This is a genomic window from Microlunatus ginsengisoli (assembly GCF_039537205.1).
In the GTDB taxonomy this organism is placed as follows: domain Bacteria; phylum Actinomycetota; class Actinomycetes; order Propionibacteriales; family Propionibacteriaceae; genus Microlunatus; species Microlunatus ginsengisoli.
The window spans coordinates 202,678-217,366 of sequence record NZ_BAABAB010000050.1 but is presented as its reverse complement, the minus strand read 5'-3'; the positions used below and the strand labels follow the sequence as shown (position 1 = coordinate 217,366).

Annotated in this window: 16 protein-coding genes; 12 read left to right on the top strand and 4 right to left on the bottom strand. The window is 70.5% G+C overall.

Annotated features, from left to right (window positions below; translation table 11 throughout):
• The first annotated feature begins 113 nt into the window (after positions 1 to 113).
• From ABD747_RS24380 to ABD747_RS24370, 3 genes are read left to right on the top strand one after another with little or no spacing between them, the layout of a single operon-like run.
• Positions 114 to 815 (top strand): GntR family transcriptional regulator, encoded by a 702-nt coding sequence (locus ABD747_RS24380; protein WP_344809596.1) that lies wholly within the window; start codon positions 114 to 116, stop codon positions 813 to 815.
• Between the two features lie 3 nt (positions 816 to 818).
• Complete coding sequence (locus ABD747_RS24375) at positions 819 to 1,286, top strand: methyltransferase family protein (protein ID WP_344809595.1); 468 nt, start codon at positions 819 to 821, stop codon at positions 1,284 to 1,286.
• A gap of 23 nt (positions 1,287 to 1,309) precedes the next feature.
• Positions 1,310 to 1,576 carry an acylphosphatase gene (locus ABD747_RS24370; RefSeq protein ID WP_344809593.1) on the top strand — a complete coding sequence of 89 codons (267 nt, stop codon included), beginning with the start codon at positions 1,310 to 1,312 and terminating at the stop codon, positions 1,574 to 1,576.
• On the opposite strand, the gene ABD747_RS24365 is transcribed toward ABD747_RS24370, so the two are convergent.
• Positions 1,577 to 2,179, bottom strand: a complete 603-nt coding sequence (locus tag ABD747_RS24365; protein WP_344809591.1) for a 5-formyltetrahydrofolate cyclo-ligase — start codon at positions 2,177 to 2,179, stop codon at positions 1,577 to 1,579.
• Positions 2,180 to 2,213: 34 nt separating this feature from the next.
• On the bottom strand, positions 2,214 to 3,227 hold the full coding sequence (locus ABD747_RS24360) for a LacI family DNA-binding transcriptional regulator (protein WP_344809589.1): 1,014 nt from the start codon (positions 3,225 to 3,227) through the stop codon (positions 2,214 to 2,216).
• Positions 3,228 to 3,404: 177 nt separating this feature from the next.
• Here ABD747_RS24360 and ABD747_RS24355 point away from each other — a divergent pair, with 177 nt between their 5' ends.
• From ABD747_RS24355 to ABD747_RS24330, 6 genes are all read left to right on the top strand, one after another.
• Complete coding sequence (locus tag ABD747_RS24355; protein ID WP_344809587.1) at positions 3,405 to 5,081, top strand: glycoside hydrolase family 13 protein; 1,677 nt, start codon at positions 3,405 to 3,407, stop codon at positions 5,079 to 5,081.
• 85 nt (positions 5,082 to 5,166) lie between these two features.
• Complete coding sequence (gene glp / locus ABD747_RS24350) at positions 5,167 to 6,489, top strand: molybdotransferase-like divisome protein Glp (RefSeq protein ID WP_344809585.1); 1,323 nt, start codon at positions 5,167 to 5,169, stop codon at positions 6,487 to 6,489.
• A 30-nt stretch (positions 6,490 to 6,519) separates the two neighbouring features.
• A complete protein-coding gene (gene moaC, locus ABD747_RS24345) occupies positions 6,520 to 7,005 on the top strand; it encodes a cyclic pyranopterin monophosphate synthase MoaC (protein ID WP_344809583.1) in 486 nt (161 codons plus the stop codon).
• Complete coding sequence (locus tag ABD747_RS24340; RefSeq protein ID WP_344809581.1) at positions 7,002 to 7,508, top strand: MogA/MoaB family molybdenum cofactor biosynthesis protein; 507 nt, start codon at positions 7,002 to 7,004, stop codon at positions 7,506 to 7,508. Before moaC ends, ABD747_RS24340 begins: the two co-directional genes overlap by 4 nt.
• A gap of 106 nt (positions 7,509 to 7,614) precedes the next feature.
• Positions 7,615 to 8,166 (top strand): GNAT family N-acetyltransferase, encoded by a 552-nt coding sequence (locus ABD747_RS24335; protein WP_344809699.1) that lies wholly within the window; start codon positions 7,615 to 7,617, stop codon positions 8,164 to 8,166.
• 237 nt (positions 8,167 to 8,403) lie between these two features.
• Positions 8,404 to 9,753: a DUF1254 domain-containing protein gene (locus ABD747_RS24330; protein ID WP_344809579.1), complete on the top strand. Its 1,350-nt coding sequence runs from the start codon at positions 8,404 to 8,406 to the stop codon at positions 9,751 to 9,753.
• A gap of 149 nt (positions 9,754 to 9,902) precedes the next feature.
• On the opposite strand, the gene ABD747_RS24325 is transcribed toward ABD747_RS24330, so the two are convergent.
• Positions 9,903 to 10,460 carry a P-loop NTPase family protein gene (locus tag ABD747_RS24325; RefSeq protein ID WP_344809577.1) on the bottom strand — a complete coding sequence of 186 codons (558 nt, stop codon included), beginning with the start codon at positions 10,458 to 10,460 and terminating at the stop codon, positions 9,903 to 9,905.
• Between the two features lie 244 nt (positions 10,461 to 10,704).
• Between ABD747_RS24325 and ABD747_RS24320 the strand changes: the two genes are divergently transcribed.
• Positions 10,705 to 11,433 (top strand): alpha/beta fold hydrolase, encoded by a 729-nt coding sequence (locus ABD747_RS24320; RefSeq protein WP_344809575.1) that lies wholly within the window; start codon positions 10,705 to 10,707, stop codon positions 11,431 to 11,433.
• A 28-nt stretch (positions 11,434 to 11,461) separates the two neighbouring features.
• On the opposite strand, the gene ABD747_RS24315 is transcribed toward ABD747_RS24320, so the two are convergent.
• Complete coding sequence (locus ABD747_RS24315) at positions 11,462 to 12,916, bottom strand: MFS transporter (RefSeq protein ID WP_344809573.1); 1,455 nt, start codon at positions 12,914 to 12,916, stop codon at positions 11,462 to 11,464.
• Between the two features lie 94 nt (positions 12,917 to 13,010).
• Between ABD747_RS24315 and ABD747_RS24310 the strand changes: the two genes are divergently transcribed.
• Both ABD747_RS24310 and sepX read left to right on the top strand, forming a co-directional pair.
• The gene (locus tag ABD747_RS24310; protein ID WP_344809571.1) at positions 13,011 to 13,712 is read left to right on the top strand and encodes a TetR/AcrR family transcriptional regulator; all 702 of its coding nucleotides are present in this window, start codon (positions 13,011 to 13,013) and stop codon (positions 13,710 to 13,712) included.
• 100 nt (positions 13,713 to 13,812) lie between these two features.
• A complete protein-coding gene (gene sepX / locus ABD747_RS24305; RefSeq protein WP_344809569.1) occupies positions 13,813 to 14,601 on the top strand; it encodes a divisome protein SepX/GlpR in 789 nt (262 codons plus the stop codon).
• Positions 14,602 to 14,689: the final 88 nt, after the last annotated feature.

The following is a 14,689-nucleotide window of genomic DNA, read 5'->3' as shown; positions in this document are numbered from 1 at the left end:
TCTCCTCATTGAGCGGGTGAGCTGATTTGCTGAATTGTTCAGCAAGTTGGCTGAATGAGCAAGACATCTGGCCGAACCAGGTGACTAGACTCACAGTTCGGAGGTGGACTGTTGTGGTCGCACGAGTGACGGTGCTCTCGGTGGTGGACGCGATCGCGGACGATCTGCGGCGTCGCGTGCTCTCGGGCGAGCTGGGACCGGGGGAGGCGCTGACCGAGGCGGAGGTGGCCAGCAGATACGAGGTGGCGCGGGCGACCGCGAAGGCCTCGATCGAGAAGCTGGTCACCGAGCAGGTGCTGGTCCGCAGCAACCACAAGACCGCCCGGGTCGTTCAGCTCGGCCCCGACGACGTCAGAGACATCTATCGGTCGCGGGAATATCTCGAGGCGGAGGTGTTGCGCCGGCTCGCCCGGGATCGCTCCGTGCCGGCCGCCTCGCGGGAGGCGAACGAGGAGATCGGCCGGCTCTGGCAGGCGGAGGTCTACGACGTGGTCGACCCGGACATGCGCTTCCATACGTCGTTGATCGACTCGCTGGGCAGCCCGCGGACCAGCAGGATGTATCACTCGCTGACATCGGAGGTGAAACTCTGCATGGCTCAGCTGCAGGGCAGCCAGCGGTTGAGCCCGGCGATCATCGTCGCCGAGCACCAGCGGCTGCTCGACCTGATCTGCGCGGGACGCGGTGACGACGCCGCAACCCTGCTCCGCGAGCACCTGGGTCGAGCCCGGGAACTGCTGGTCGAGGCACTGGGGGGCACACCGGGGCCGGAGGCGACGCTCGCGCCGTCGGTCCTCTCCGACGCACCGGCCTAGGCCATGCCGGACGCACCGCCGTCGCCGAGATTCCGGATCTGGCCGCCGATCGCTGTCGCCGTGCCGTGGCTGGTGGGCTACGGGCTGGAGCGGCTGGTCGGGGTCTCGCTCGACGTCGGCCGGTGGGCCGGCGTCGTGGGCTGGGTGCTGGTCGCCGTCTTCGCGGTCTGGAACGGCTGGTGCCTGCTGCTGTTCGCGCGCCATCGGACCGGGCTGCTGCCCGGCCAGTCGACCAGCGCGCTGCTGGAGTCGGGACCGTATCGGTTCTCCCGCAACCCGTTGTACGTCGGACTGCTTGCGCTCTACGCCGGGCTCGCGCTGCTGGCGGGTTCGTGGGGCGCGCTGGTCCTGCTGCCGCTCGCCTGGGCCGGCCTGCTCTGGGGAGCGATCCTGCCCGAGGAGGCCTATCTGCGGGCCGAGCTCGGGCGGCCGTACGAGGACTACCGCTCCCGGGTGCGCCGCTGGCTTTGACCGGGCTGCGCCAGACTTGGCCCATGATCCGTCGGCGGGTGGTGATCAGCGGTCGCGTCCAGGGCGTCTTCTTCCGGGACGGCTGCAAGCGCGAGGCGCAGCGGCTGGGCGTCCGCGGTTGGGTGCTCAACCGGGACGACGGTCGGGTCGAGGCGGTGTTCGAGGGCGAGCCGGACGCGGTCGAGGAGATGATCGCCTGGGCGCGCAACGGTCCGGCCCAGGCCTATGTCACCAAGCTCGAGGTGGTCGACGAGCAGCCGGCGGCGGAGGCCGGCTTCCGGGTTCGCTGATCAGGCCCGGCACTCCCGGAAAGCCGTCGGGGTCACGATGGCGTCGACCCGAGCGTCCAGCGGGCCGACCGGCAGCGCCTCGAGCACCTCGTCGTCGTTCAGCAGGAGGACCCTGGTGCCGGTGACGAGCGGGAGCACCCGGTCGTACCACCCGCCGCCGCGGCCCAGCCGCTCGCCGCGGGCGGTCCCGGCCAGCCCGGGGCACAGCACGACCTGGGCCCGAGCGACCGCCTCCGCCGGGAGCCGGTCGCCGCGCGGCTCGCTGATCGCCCGCGGACCGAGCTGCAGCTCGTCCGGACCGGAATAGCGCGCCCAGGCCGGTTCGGCCCAGGCGCCGTCGCGGGAGGCCGGCAGCAGCACCTCGAAGCCCCGGCCGGCCAGCCGGTGCACGATCGCGAGCGTGCCCGGTTCGGATCCGGCGGACAGGTAGCCGGCGATGCAGGCCGGTCCGGCGAGCTCCAGCCTGGTCAGCAGCACATCGGCGCGAGCCCGATCGTCGGCGCCGCGTCGCTCGGCCGGCCGGGCGTCCCGCCGCCGGCGGAGCTCGGCGCGCAGGGCTCGCTTCGCGGCGATCAGCGCCGGGTCGTCCGGATCGTCGGGCACGGCGGTCATCGTAGGTGCTGCCGTCCGCGCCGGCTCACCGACGCAGGGCGGCCGTCGTCCGGCGGAGCACGAGCCGAACCGGCAGCAAGACCTCCCGCTGCGCCGGCTCCTCACCGGCCGCCAGCTGCAGCGCCATCGCCGCGGCCCGCCGGCCCAGCTCGGTCACCGGTTGGGCCACGGTGCTGAGCCCGAACGTCTCCGCCAGGGTCTGGTCGTCGAAGCCGAGCACGCAGAGGTCGTCCGGAATTCGCAGCCCGAGCCGGGTCCACGCCGCCATGATGCTCAACGCGAGCTCGTCGGACTCCGCCATCACCGCGCTCGGCCGGTCGGCGAGCCCGAGCAGCTGGGCGACCACCGACTCCCCGTCGTCCGCGCCGCGCGCCCGCAACACGCGTACGTCCGACGCCGTGGCACCGAGCCCGGCCAGCTCCGCGCGATAGCCGTCCAGCCGGCCCAGGGCGCTGTAGGTGAACCCGATCCTGGCGTCGACCTGGGCGAAGGCGGGCCAGCGGTGACCGAGATTGACCAGATAGCGAATGCCGAGCCGGGTGGCGGCCGCGTCGTCGATGGACACGCTCGGCAATCCCTCGACCTGCTGATTGACATACACCAGCGGCATCCCGATCGAGCTCAGCCGGTCGCGCTCGTCGGTGGTCAGAGCGAACGACGTGACCACCAGCGCGTCCGCGTTGCGCCGGACCGGGAGGGTGCCGAAGAACGCCTCCCGGTCGGCCAGGCTGGTCACCCGATAGACCGACAGCTCGTGCTCGGCCGCGCGCAGCCCGTCGTACAGCCCGTCCAGCACGGCACCGTTGAACCAGGCCCGGACCGGCCCGCTGATCAGCACGGCGATCCGGCCGACCCGCCCGCTGGCCAGGGCGGAGGCGGCGCGGAAGACGGCGAAGTCGAGCTCCTCGGCGGCAGCGAGCACCTTCTGCTTCGTCGCATCCGAGACCAGCGGCGAGTCCCGCAGGGCCCGGGAGACGGTGGCCACCGAGACGCCGGCGCGGGCGGCGACGTCCTCCATCCGGGAGCGCGCGGAGCTCATCGGTGATCCCCTCGATCCAAGCTGCAAGCGCAGTCAGTCTAGCGGTGTGATCGACCTGACATTCCGGCCGCCCGTTTCGCGTTGACCGACGCGAGTGCCGATCGTACGCTTAATGCAAGCGCTGTCATTCCGCTCTGGATCAGCGTCACCGCCACCCAAGCTCCCGAGGACTCCCTCATGACCGACTCCGCACTGCTGTCCCCGGACCTCCGACTCGACGCCGACTGGTGGCGTCAGGCCGTGGTCTACCAGGTCTACCCGCGCAGCTTCGCCGACAGCAATGCCGACGGAATCGGCGACATCGCCGGCGTGACGTCGCGGATCGGCTATCTGGCCGGCCTCGGCGTCGATGCGATCTGGCTGAGCCCGTTCTATCCGTCGGCGCTGGCCGACGGCGGGTACGACGTCGCCGACTACCGCAACGTCGCCCCCGAGCTGGGCACCCTGGACGACTTCGACGCGATGGTGGCCGCCGCGCACGCGGTCGGGATCAAGGTCGTGGTCGACATCGTGCCGAACCACACCTCCGACCTGCACCCGTGGTTCGCCGAGGCGCTGGCCTCGGCGCCGGGCTCGGCGGCCCGCAACCGCTATATCTTCCGTGACGGTCTGGGCGAGAACGGAGAGCAGCCCCCGAGCGACTGGATCAGCCACTTCGGCGGCCCGGCCTGGACCCGCCTGCCATCGGTCGACGGAGTGGGTGGCCAGTGGTACTGCCACCTGTTCGCGCCGGAGCAGCCGGACCTGAACTGGGACAACCCGGAGGTGCGTGAGGACTTCAAGACCACGCTGCGGTTCTGGGCCGACCGGGGCGTCGACGGCTACCGGGTCGACGTCGCGCACGCACTGGCCAAGGATCTGTCCTGGCCGCTGCGCAGCAAGCCGACGCTGGAGGACGAGGGCGTGCCGCTGGACGGCACCGATCCGCTCTACGACCGCAACGAGGTGCACGAGATCTACGCCGAGTGGCGCGAGGTCTTCAACTCCTACGACCCGCCGCGGACCGCTGTCGCCGAGGCGTACGCCCCGAGCGAGCGCCGTGCGCTGTACGCCCGGCCGACCGGGCTCGGCCAGGCATTCAACTTCGACCTGCTCAAGGCCGACTACGATGCGACGGCCTTCCACGACGTGATCACGTTCTGCCTGAACGAGGCCGAGAAGACCGGCAGCTCCTCGACCTGGGTGCTGTCCAACCACGACGTGGTCCGGCACGCCACCCGCTATGGTCTGCCGGCCGGCACCGACTACGACGAGTGGCTGATGACCGACGGCATGCAGCCGGCCGTGGACGTGGCGCAGGGCCTGCGCCGGGCCCGTGCCGCGACCCTGCTGATGCTCGCCCTGCCCGGGTCGTCGTACCTCTACCAGGGTGAGGAGCTCGGGCTGCACGAGGTCGCCGACATCCCCCGGGAGGCCCTGCAGGACCCGATCTGGCTCCGGACGGAGAACACCAAGAAGGGCCGCGACGGCTGCCGGGTCCCGCTGCCGTGGGACAGCGCGGGCCACTCGTTCGGCTTCGGCTCGGGTCCGGCCCACCTCCCGCAGCCGGCCGGCTTCTCGGGCACGGCCGTCGCGGCCCAGCGGGGTCGCGCCGAGTCGACGTTGGAGACCTACAGCGAGGCGCTGCGGCTGCGCCGCCAGCTGCAGACCGTGGAGGAGCTGAGCTGGGTGGAGACCGGGCGCGACGATGTCCTGCACTTCGTCCGCCCGGGCGGCTGGCACTGCGTCAGCAACTTCGGCACCGAGCCGGTGGCCCTGGCCGATGGCGTCGTCCGGCTGAGCAGCGCCCCGCTGGTCGACGGCATGCTGCCGGGTGAGACGACGGTCTGGCTGACCGAGTGGCCCGTCGACTGAGCCCACCGCGCGCGCCCCGGGGACATCCCGGATGACTCGGGGCGCGTGCCCGCCGGTCGAGCGGCGTGCATCGTAGGGTGGGCGCATGCCGCTGTTCGGTCGACGCAAGACCACCGAGCCCGAGGCGCCCGCGCCCGAGGCCGTCCCGCTGCCCGGCGCGCCCGTCGCCGGCGCGAACGGGATGCGGTCGGTCGACGACCACCGTGACTACCTGCTCAGCATGGTCGCCGAGTTGCCGCCGTTTCGGCAGCAGCTGCTCGACGTGATCGATCTCAGCATCTGCGAGGACGTGGTCGCCGGCCTCAACCTGCCCGGTTTCGACAACTCGGCGATGGACGGCTACGCCGTGCTGGCCGCCGACGTCGAGCGCGCGAGCGCCGGCGAGCCGGTGGTGCTGCCGGTGGTCGGCGAGATCGCGGCGGGGCAGGCGGCACCGCACCCGCTGGCGCCCGGCACCGCGATGAAGATCATGACCGGGGCCCCCGTGCCCGAGGGCGCCGATGCCATCGTCCCGTACGAGAACACCGATCGCGGCGACGTCGACGTGACCATCGTCGCCGCGTCCGAATACGGCCAGCACATCCGCCGGGTCGGTGAGGACGTGGCCGCCGGCAGCGTGATCTATCGGGCCGGCGACCAGCTGGGGCCCCGTGACATCTCGCTGCTCGCCGCGATGGGGATCGACGCGGTGATGGTCCGTCCCCGGCCCCGGGTGGTGGTGATCTCGACCGGGTCGGAGCTGGCCGAGCCCGGCTATCTCCGCGAGTCCGAGCATCAGATCTACGACTCGAACTCGTTCCTGCTGGCCGCCGCCTGCCGGGCGGCGGGCGCCCAGGTGTATCGCGTCGGCCGGGTGGGCGACGATCCGGACGCGGTGAAGGAGGTCATCACCGACCAGCTGATCCGTGCCGACCTGATCCTCACCACCGGCGGGGTCAGCCAGGGCGACTACGACGTGATCAAGCAGGTGATGCCCGAGCTCGGCCGGACCGACTTTGCCGCGGTGGCCATGCAGCCCGGCAAACCCCAGGGCTTCGGCCTGATCGGCGAGGACGAGGTGCCGATCATCATGATGCCCGGCAACCCGGTCAGCGCGTTCGTCTCCTTCGAGGTGTTCGTCCGGCCGGTGTTGCGCAAGATGATGGGTTCGACGCCGTACGTCCGGACGGAGCTGCACTGCCGGGCCGCGCACGCGATGCCGTCGATCGTCGGCAAGCGCCAGTTCGCCCGCGGCCACGTCAGCGTGGGCGAGGACGGCCACCGGCAGGTGTCGCTGGTCGGCGGTCACGGCTCGCACCTGCTCGGCGATCTGGCCCGGGCGAACGCGCTCGTGGTCCTGCCCGAAGACACCGACCTCGTTGGCGTGGGCGACGAGGTCTCGGTCTGGATGCTGGCCGACCACCACTGAGATGACCTCACCACCGACGGGTGACGACCGATGAACGCCGAGGGTCCCCACTTCCCGCACCTCAGCCCGGCCGGCGAGGCCCGGATGGTCGACGTCTCGGCCAAGGCCGTCACGGCCCGGACCGCGTCCGCCGCCGGGTTCGTCCGGCTCAGCGCGGAATGCGTCGCGGCGCTCCGCGACGGGACGGTGCCGAAGGGCGATGCCCTGGCGGTCGCGCGGATCGCCGGGATCCAGGGCGCGAAACGGACGCCGGAACTGATCCCGCTGTGCCATCCGCTCGCGATCAGCGGCGTCGACCTGGTGGCCGAGGTGCTCGACCAGGGAGTGGAGATCACCGCGACGGTGAAGACCACCGACCGAACCGGGGTGGAGATGGAGGCGCTCACCGCGGTCAGCGTGGCCGCGCTCAGCCTGGTGGACATGATCAAGGCGGTCGACAAGGCGGCCGTGATCACCGACGTCCGTGTGCTGAGCAAGACCGGCGGGCGCAGCGGCGACTGGCGGCGCGACCGGTGACAGCGTCGGAGGGGGATCCGCCGGCGGCCGCCCCGACCGCGGTCGTGATCACGGTATCGACGCGGGCCTCGGCCGGCGTGTACGAGGACCGGTCCGGCCCGATCATCGCGGACGTACTGGCCGAGCTCGGCTTCGAGGTCTGGGGGCCGCGGGTGGTGCCGGACGGCGTTGCCGTCGGCGCCGCGCTCCGTACGGCGATCCAGGACGGAGCGGCGGTGGTGATCACCAGCGGCGGCACCGGGCTCAATCCCAACGACCACACCCCGGAGCAGACCGCCGCCGTGATCGAGCGGAGCCTGCCCCATCTCGCCGCCGAGATATCCCGCTACGGTGTGCAGCATGGAGTGCCGACCGCCATGCTGAGCAGGGGGCTGGCGGGCACGGCCGGACGTACCCTCGTGGTCAATCTCCCGGGTTCCAGCGGCGGCGCTCGAGACGGGATGGCCGTGCTCCGGCCGGTGCTCGTCCACGCGATCGACCAGCTGCGGGGTGGGGATCACTGAGGTGGGCCCGGGGCTCGGTCAGTCCCGCTCGGGCTCGGAGCTGACCCGACTCGGTTCGCACCGCTGGCCGGTGACCATCTCCCACGGGCCGGTCACCCTGGCGCCGATGCGGCAACGTGACCGGGCCGCGTGGGAAGAGGTCCGGCGCCGCAACCACGCCTGGTTGCAGCCCTGGGAAGCGACCCTGCCGCCGGGATCGCAGTCCGGCCCGGCGACGTACAGCGGGCTGGTCCGGATGTTCGCCCGGCAGGCCCGCGAGGGACGCGTGCTTCCGTGGCTGGTGCACTACGACTCCGGCGACGGCCGACGGGTGCTGGCCGGGCAGCTCACCGTGAGCGGCATCGTCGGCGGCTCGGCCTCCTGGGGGCAGATCGGCTACTGGCTGGATCAACGCTGGGCCGGGCGCGGCGTGATGCCGACCGCGGTCGCGCTCGCGACCGACTACTGCTTCCAGGTGATGCGGCTGCACCGGATCGAGGTCGCGATCCGGCCGGAGAACACCAAGAGTCTCCGGGTGGTGGAGAAGTTGCGGTTCCGGCCGGAGGGGATGCGGCCGCGCTACCTGCACATCGACGGCGACTGGCGTGATCATCTCGTCTTCGCACTGAACAGCGAGGAGGTGCCGGAGGGTCTGCTGCGGCGCTGGGAGCTCGGCTGACCGTGCGACCGCCGGGGACGTACAGGCGCGGCGCGTATCCACTCCGGCCGGACGCACGCGTTCGCCCTGATCTCGAGTCCGGTGCGCGGGGTGTCCCGGCCAAGGCGCTATCAGTCCTCCGGGTGACCAAGAACTGCTCACTCGACGCGACTCCGCCGTGTCGTCAGCGGCTCCTTCCCGCTCGTGTAGCGTCGCCAGCACCGGTGGGGGAGAAGTTCCTCTTACCAGGAAGGCCCGATGTCGACTGCAGGACCGGACGCTGTCAGTGAGGCCGTTGCAGCGTTCCTGTACGGCTATCCGTTGGAGTACTGCCTGCGCGAGCTGGCCCGGCTGCCGGCCGGGACCGCATCGGCGATGCCGGGGGTGACGCCGCTGAACACGTTCGGCTATGCGCACGACCTGCTTGGTCCGAGCACCCACTTCGTCAGTCCGAACAACGACACGGTGTATCTGATGGCGCCGTGCGACCTCACCGGTGGGCCGTTGGTGCTGCACGTTCCCGACACCGCGGGCCGCTACTACGTGCTGCAGTTCGTCGATGCCTGGACCAACAACTTCGCCTACGTAGGACGCCGGGCCACCGGCACCGAGGAACGCCGGTTCCTGCTCGTCGGACCCGAGGACGGCGACGTCGATGCCGGGGCCGACCTGGAGGTGATCCAGGCACCGACGAACCTGCTCGTCATCGTCGGGCGGCTGCAGGTCGACGGACCCGACGACCTCGACGCTGCGCGCAACCTCGCAGCCGGTTTCACCTTGCATCCCCTGACTCCGGACTCGGCCCGAACCGCCGCGGGCCTGCCCGAGCCGGATCCGCGAGTTCCGGCCGAGCTGGCTTTCTGGGAGGCGTTCCGGGTGGATCTGGCCGCCTGCCCACCACCACCGCAGGAGGCCGGCCGGCTCGATCGGCTGGCGCAGCTGGGTCTGACTTCCGTCGAGTCGCCCTACGTCGACCCCGCCCCGGAGCTCGCCCAGCTCCTGGTCCAGGCCGAGGACGCCGGCCGCAAGACCATCGAAGACCTGATGAGCGGGCAGCCGACCTCGCCCACCGGCTGGACGACGGCGATGCACATCTTCGACTACAACCGCTACGCCCTGGGTCTCGGCACCCTGGACACCCCCGCGTGGCGGATCGATGACGACACCCGCGCGGTTGCTGCCCGCGCGGTCGCCGCCCGCGCGGGCTTGTGGGGCAACCACGGCTACGAAGCCGCCTACTTCCTCTCCTTCGTCGACGCCGACGGCGCCCCACTCGACGGAGCTCACCAGTACACCCTGCGGTTGCCTGCGCCACCACCGGTCGATGCGTTCTGGTCGTTGACGATGTACGGCGTCCCCGACTTCTACCTGGTCGACAACCCCATCGACCGCTACTCCATCGGTGACCGCACGCCCGGACTCGTCACCGCCGACGACGGCTCGATCACGCTGTATCTGCAGAGCGACCGACCGGTCGAGGACGACGCCGCCGCCAACTGGCTCCCCACCCCGTCCGGGCGGTTCAGGCCGATCTTCCGCCTGTACCAGCCCCGACAACCAGCGATCGACGGCACGTACCAACTGCCTCCCATCACCCGCAGCGTCTGATCTCCAGCTCCGCTCCGGCTGTCGGCCCACCTGGGCCAGGGCAAGCATGGAGATCCCGAAGCGGAACGGCGGCTGACCGGGATGGAGGGATCGGGTGCCATCGCCTGCGCGCAGCGTTCGCGAACGGGAATCTCGAGCCTGCGGCTTGATCACGGCTCCGGGTAGCGCTGCATCCGCTCCTGCGCGGTCAATCGGAAGTGGTCTGCGATCAGAGCCGCCGATTCCTCCGCTGTGGTGGTGTCAGTGTCGATCTCCAGCTCGACGGGCGGCTGCTCGACGCCGTTGCGGTCGGTGCGGAGCCGTCGAAGCGTGCTCAGATCGGTGAGCTTGTGGAACTGCTTCCGGTCCTGATTTCCGATGCGGCGCTCCTGCTCGCTCTCGCTGACAACCAAGCGCACGAAGCAGATCCGGCCGCCGGAAGACTCGACCCGGGCTCGTGCTCGGGCTGGGAAGCCGTGCTGCACGGTGGCCTCCGGCGCGAAGGTGAAGGTCAGGGAGCGGGCGCTGCGCGCGGCGTCGGTGAACACCTGCAACCAGAACTCCTCCCGCAGCCGCACGAACGGCTCGCTGCCGAAGGGAAAGACCGCGGTCAGCGCGTCGACGACGAGGTGGTTGTGGAAGACCGGGTAGCCGAGGAGGTCCTCGAGAGCACGGGCGGTGGTCAACTTGCCCGCGGCTGCGGTGCCGTGCAGGAAGATCAGCTCCATCCGCCCAGACTGGCACGGTGCTCGTCGAGACCGGTCGACCCGCCCACCTCGGACCGGTGCGGTCGGCCGTCGGAGGTTGCCCGGACGTACGCGGCGTCGGGTCGGGGTATAGCCTCGTGCGAAACGCCGACCAGCTCTTGCGTGACTCCGGGCCCCATCCCGGTGGGGGCCGTGATCGCACCGCTCACCGCTTGCGGTGAAGCACGTTCCGTTCCACTCACAGTTCTGAACAAAGGACGTCACCATGAGCCGACCCACGATCGTCCTCGTCCACGGGGCCTGGGCAGATGCCTCGAGCTGGAATCCCGTGATCACCGAGCTGCAGAGTCAGGGATTCGACGTGCTGGCACCGACGAATCTCTTGCGCGGCGTCGAAACCGATGCGGCGTACGTCGCATCGTTCCTGGCGCAGCGCACCAACGGTCCGGTCGTGCTCGTCGGTCACTCGTACGGCGGTGTGGTGATCACGAACGCGGGCGCGGCCGGCGGTGACGTTCGCGCTCTCGTCTATGTGGACGCCTTCGTGCCCGATGAGGGCGAGACGGTCTTCCAGATCCTCGGCGGGTCGGGATCGGCCTTCGACGTACCCGACCCCACGGCCGTCTTCGACATCGCCGGCTACCCGGCCGGACCGGAGGGCGACGCCGAGGCCTTTCTCAAGCGCTCGACGGTCTTCGATTCGTTCGCGCAGGACCTGTCGGAGGCCGACCGCGGACTCATCCTGGCCGGTCAGCGCCCGATCACGCTGTCGGCGAATACGGCGCCGACCACCGCCACCGCGTGGAAGACCATCCCGAGCTGGGCGGTTGTCGGCCTTGCGGACAAGGTGATCCCGGCGTCGACCCAACGCCGCATGGCGGAGCGGGCGGGCGCCACCATCTCCGAGGTGGACGGGTCGCACGTGTCGATGCTGTCCCACCCCCAGGTCACGATCGACGCCATCCTCGCTGCGGTTGCCGCCGTCGGCGACTAGCCGGGGACCGGTGCTCGGCCGAGTTGCTTCAGGCGGGTTCGTCCGTCGCGTGTGAGTCGGTGAGCGTGAACGCGCCGGCTGTCACGATGAGCCCGACGACGACGGCGAGCAGGGCGTAGCTGATCTGTTCGCCGCGGAAGAACGACTGGACCAGATCGCTGCTCCAGGTGCCCGATGGCAGCGTTGCGGTGACGAGTGCGGCGATCATGGTGCCGATCACGGCGGTACCTACGCTGGTGCCGACCTCTTGGGCGGTGTCGTTGAGGGCGGTACCGATCGACGTGCGGTTGCTGGGCATCGCGGCGACGAGGGCGACGGCGCAGATCGTCATGACCGTCCGCAGTCCGATGGTCATCCCGACCATGCAGATCGCGATCGCGAGGTATCCGTGATGCACCGCCCAGGCCATACCGGCCAGGGAGCCGGCCAGGAAGACGGCACCGATCAGGCAGGCGATGCGGTGTCCGAACCGGTGTGCGAGCCCTTCGGACAGGGGTGCGGCGACGATCATCGTGACGATCATCGGCAGGTTGGCGAGGCCGGCGCGGACCGGGCTCCAGCCGTACGCGTACTGGAAGTGGAGGATCAGGCCGAACATGACGCTGGCCATGGCGATGGACGTTCCGATCTGGGCGATGGCTGCGCCGCGGACCGTACCGGTGGAGAACAGCCGGAGATCGAGCATGGGTGCCGCGCTGCGGCGCTCGTGCCAGACGAACACGGCTCCGGAGACGACGGCGCCGATGATCGACGCGACGGTGATCGCCGACAGCCAACCGTGCTGGACGCCGCTGGTCAGCGAGTAGCAGGCGAGGCCGATGGCGCTGACGCTCAGCACGGCGCCGGGAAGGTCGGGCCGGTCGTCGGTCAGGTCTTCCGGCCGGTCGGCCGGCACCCCGAACCGGACGCCGAGGCACGCGATCAGCGCGATCGGCGCGTTCACGACCAGCAGCCACTCCCACCGGACGTGGGCCAGTGCGGTTCCGCCGAGCAGCGGGCCGAGGACGAAACCGGCCATGCCGACCACGATCATCACGGTCATGGCGCGCATCTTCAGCTTGTCGTCGTCGAAGAGCCGGAAGACCAACGAGTTGGTGATGGGCGCCATCGCGGCGGCGGCGATGCCCAGGGCGGCACGCAGCGCGATCAGTTCGCCGGTCGTGGTGACGAGCACGACGCACAGGCTGAGCGAGCCGAACACGGCGAGCCCGCCCAGCAGGACCCGGCGCCGACCGAACCGGTCCGCCAAGGAGCCGGCGGTGAGCAGCAGGCCGCCGAAGGTCAGCGAGTACGCGCCGACGACCCACTGCAGCGAGGCAGTCGAGCCGCCGAGATCTCGGCCGATGGTCGGGAGCGCGATCGACAGCAGCGTGTTGTCGACCATCTCGACGAAGAAGGCCATGCAGAGCGCGGCCAGCGGGATCCAGGCGGCGCGCAGCGAGGAGTAGGTGCGTGCGGTGCTGTGGGTTGTGGTGACAGTCATGGCGACCTCCTATCGAACGTCGTTTGGTTATCGATCAACGTTCGATAGGATAGAACACTGTTCGATCTTGTGCAAGTGCGATTGGATGTGAGGCATGGCAACCCCCCGGTCCCGGCGCGTGAGGGAACGTCAGCGCGCCTCGCACTCGATGGAGGCCGTGCTGACCGAGTCGGTCGCCCTGCTCGACGAGGCGGGCGCGCCTGCACTGACGTTCCGGGCGCTCGCGAACCGTCTCGGTGGTGGTGTCGCCAGCATCTACTGGTACGTGTCCAGCAAGGACGAACTGCTCGATCTCGCCACCGACCACGTCGTGGGGGCGGTGCTGACCGATATCGAGCGGCAGCCGGCAAGTCAGGACCCGATCGAGGATCTCCGGGCGATGGCCACAACGCTGTTCGACGCGATCGTGCAGCGGCCGTGGCTGGGCACCTACTTCATGCGCAACACCGATCTCCAGACGAACGCGTTGCGGCTCTACGAGCGCATCGGCGAGCAGACCCGTCGCCTGGACCTCACGCCACGGCAGCGGTTTCATGCCGTCTCCGCGATCGTGGGCGTGGTCATCGGCAGCGCCATGGACCTGGCTCAGGAACCGCCGCCGGAGGTGCGGGACGGCGCGGTCGACCGCGACGAGTACCTCCATCGGTGGGCCCAGACATGGCGAGAGCTCGACCCGGTGGAGTTCCCGTTCGTGCACGAGATCATCGACGAGTTCGACGGCCACGACGACGCCGATCAGTTCCGCGCGGCGTTGGACCTGACGCTCGCGGGTCTGCGGCTGCAGGCCGGCCGCTGACCGCCCGGATGAACCGCCGGCGGCTCAAAGTTCACTGAGACCGGCGACACACCGACCAAGATCGTCGGCGCGCGCGCCGCGGCGCCCTACGGTCTGGGGTGTGGGTACGACCGGTGTGATCTTTGCGGCGATTGCGATCGCCTGGCTGGCATATCTGGTTCCCCATTTCGTCCGGCGGCGCGGCGACGAGCCGGAGACCGAGGAGGCCGACCCGGCCGACCGGTTCTCCGCGAACGTCCACATCGTGCGGCACGGCACCGCCCCTCTGCTTGATCAAGATCTCGAACCGATCGCGGAGTACGAGGTGTCCACCCCGCTGACCCGGCGGGCAGCCATCGCCGACCTCCGCCGGCTCGACCGGCTGGCGGCGAACCGCCGCCGCCGGGTGCTGCTCGGGCTACTTGCAGTGATCAGTCTGGTGATCGGCCTCTGCGCGGTCGGCTGGCTGCCCTGGTGGTCGGCGGCGATTCCCGGCGGGCTGCTGGTCGCGTTCTTCGCGGTCTCCCGGGTCAGCGTTCACCTGATGCGGAAGCGGCTGGACCAGCGCTATCGGTCGATCGTCGGCGGTGGCCACGAGAAGACGGTGTTCCTCGGCCGGAAGAAGGTCGAGTCCGACGACCGGATCGCGTCCGCGGAACCGGCTGAGGCCGCCTCGGAACCGAAACCCCACGCGGTCGCACTGTGGGACCCGGTGCCGATCACGATGCCGACGTACGTCTCCAAGCCGCTGGCGCCTCGCACGGTGCGGACCATCGATCTGTCGGGACCGCAGGTCGCCCACGCGCCCGCGCACCCGGTGACCGCCGACGCCCCCGAGACCGCGGAGACTCCCGCCGCACAGGCCGAGCGGGGAGACGAGGGCGGCTCCCGGGACATCGCCTCCGCCTGACCACGGCTCGTCTCGGACCGGCTCGCCGACTGGTCAGCGGGCCGCCGATCAGGTGGTAAAGTCTCTCCCTGCTGTTCCCGCCGCCACC

What these genes read in the sequence shown, in the direction of transcription:
- ABD747_RS24375 (WP_344809595.1), top strand. Translation starts at nt 819, where the DNA reads ATGCCGGACGCACCGCCGTCGCCGAGATTCCGGATCTGGCCGCCGATC.
- ABD747_RS24370 (WP_344809593.1), top strand. Translation starts at nt 1,310, where the DNA reads ATGATCCGTCGGCGGGTGGTGATCAGCGGTCGCGTCCAGGGCGTCTTC.
- ABD747_RS24360 (WP_344809589.1), bottom strand. Translation starts at nt 3,227, where the DNA reads ATGAGCTCCGCGCGCTCCCGGATGGAGGACGTCGCCGCCCGCGCCGGC.
- ABD747_RS24355 (WP_344809587.1), top strand. Translation starts at nt 3,405, where the DNA reads ATGACCGACTCCGCACTGCTGTCCCCGGACCTCCGACTCGACGCCGAC.
- glp (WP_344809585.1), top strand. Translation starts at nt 5,167, where the DNA reads ATGCCGCTGTTCGGTCGACGCAAGACCACCGAGCCCGAGGCGCCCGCG.
- moaC (WP_344809583.1), top strand. Translation starts at nt 6,520, where the DNA reads ATGAACGCCGAGGGTCCCCACTTCCCGCACCTCAGCCCGGCCGGCGAG.
- ABD747_RS24335 (WP_344809699.1), top strand. Translation starts at nt 7,615, where the DNA reads ATGCGGCAACGTGACCGGGCCGCGTGGGAAGAGGTCCGGCGCCGCAAC.
- ABD747_RS24330 (WP_344809579.1), top strand. Translation starts at nt 8,404, where the DNA reads ATGTCGACTGCAGGACCGGACGCTGTCAGTGAGGCCGTTGCAGCGTTC.
- ABD747_RS24325 (WP_344809577.1), bottom strand. Translation starts at nt 10,460, where the DNA reads ATGGAGCTGATCTTCCTGCACGGCACCGCAGCCGCGGGCAAGTTGACC.
- ABD747_RS24320 (WP_344809575.1), top strand. Translation starts at nt 10,705, where the DNA reads ATGAGCCGACCCACGATCGTCCTCGTCCACGGGGCCTGGGCAGATGCC.
- ABD747_RS24315 (WP_344809573.1), bottom strand. Translation starts at nt 12,916, where the DNA reads ATGACTGTCACCACAACCCACAGCACCGCACGCACCTACTCCTCGCTG.
- ABD747_RS24310 (WP_344809571.1), top strand. Translation starts at nt 13,011, where the DNA reads ATGGCAACCCCCCGGTCCCGGCGCGTGAGGGAACGTCAGCGCGCCTCG.